General features: G+C 53.6%; 3 protein-coding genes. All 3 read left to right on the top strand.

The window, feature by feature from the left end; genetic code table 11:
* Positions 1-193 (top strand): DUF3330 domain-containing protein (locus tag V8Z74_RS26145; RefSeq protein WP_349712302.1); only part of this gene is annotated, 193 nt, incomplete at its 5' end.
* Positions 194-322: 129 nt separating this feature from the next.
* Positions 323-886, top strand: a complete 564-nt coding sequence (locus V8Z74_RS26140) for a recombinase family protein (protein WP_003799980.1) — start codon at positions 323-325, stop codon at positions 884-886.
* Positions 887-954: 68 nt separating this feature from the next.
* On the top strand, positions 955-1,347 hold the full coding sequence (locus V8Z74_RS26135; RefSeq protein ID WP_349712300.1) for a KfrB domain-containing protein: 393 nt from the start codon (positions 955-957) through the stop codon (positions 1,345-1,347).
* Positions 1,348-1,485 lie beyond the last annotated feature (138 nt).

The raw sequence follows: 1,485 nt of genomic DNA, 5'->3' as shown, positions 1-1,485 counted from the left end.
GTGCAGTCGCTTGAGCACTTTGCGTAAGGCCTCGTTCATCGATAATCGTCCCGATCAAATCGCCGACTTTAACAGATGCCCCTTATTGCAACGGAACCGGTTGGAGTGTTATCAACGCTTCGAAGCGCGTGCCAAGACAGGGAACGAAACCGATGCCGATCCGAACGCCTGCGACTCGCTACCGTCAGATTGAGGCATGCCCTAACCGGACGTCAGGACAGCCTACCCAGAAACGTCCGGATAGACTCCATCGCTTAATTTATTGGCACAAGCTGCGCAAGGTCATAGATTTATTCCTGACACTTTTCTGTTTGGGGGCATCTTGCAAGGTCAACGTATCGGCTACGTCCGGGTCAGCAGCTTCGACCAAAACCCGGAGCGGCAACTGGAACAGGTCGAAGTCGGAAAGGTATTCACCGACAAGGCATCGGGCAAGGACACCCAGCGCCCGGAACTTGACTCGCTGCTGGCCTTCGTGCGCGAAGGAGATACGGTGGTGGTGCACAGCATGGATCGCTTGGCCCGCAACCTCGATGACCTGCGCCGCCTTGTGCAAAAGCTGACCAGGCGCGGTGTGCGCATCGAGTTCGTCAAAGAATGCCTGACCTTCACCGGTGAGGATTCGCCGATGGCGAACTTGATGTTGTCGGTCATGGGCGCGTTCGCCGAGTTCGAGCGAGCATTGATCCGCGAGCGACAGAGGGAAGGCATCGCGCTCGCCAAACAGCGCGGAGCATACAGGGGCCGCAAGAAAGCGCTTTCGCCCGAACGCGCCGCTGAACTTCTGCAACGCGTCAAGGCCGGCGAGCAAAAGGCAAAGCTGGCCCGTGAATTTGGCATCAGCCGCGAAACGTTGTACCAGTACCTGCGCGAAATTGGAGCTTAACGTGCTTTATTTTCCGTTTTCTGAGACGACCCCTTATAGCTAAACCAGAAGGCAGCGTAAAAATAAGCGTGCTGAATAACTCAAGGCAAATTGATGTTGTTGTCGCTGGAGCAGGGAAAGATGGAAAGCCTGGCTGGATGACAATGAAGGTATTGCCAGAGTCTGGTTTGCCAAAAGGCATTAACTATTTAGACGAGGCAATAAACCCGGCTAAAAATATGAGGACTCAGAAATATGGGGGGCAAGTCTTGCATGTTGACCAGGCGCATGTTTATCAATTCGGGCCGAAAGGAATAGTTAAACATGACAAGAATATTTTTTCAGCGGGATTGCAAGGTAAAGAGCCTGTAGTCGGCAAATGCTATGAAGTCAACTATGTGGGCGGGCAAGGCAAGCTCAAGGGAGAGCTGACCATCGAGCAGGGCCGCAAGATGACCGACAGCAGGGGACTATCCCGCTAGGGCTCTTTAGGGTTGCCAGAACGAGCCTAGCTCATATACTGTCATTTTCAGAAGACGACTGCACCATTCAGCGCGGTTTGAAGCCTCTTGTGCATACGGCTCCTGACAGCCAGATATCAGGACTCCTCTGCACGAAAC

The organism is Comamonas sp. w2-DMI, assembly GCF_040187735.1.
GTDB classification, from domain to species: Bacteria; Pseudomonadota; Gammaproteobacteria; order Burkholderiales; family Burkholderiaceae_C; genus Comamonas; species Comamonas terrae.
Note: the sequence above shows the minus strand (reverse complement) of the source record. Positions and strands in the feature narration are given on the sequence as shown.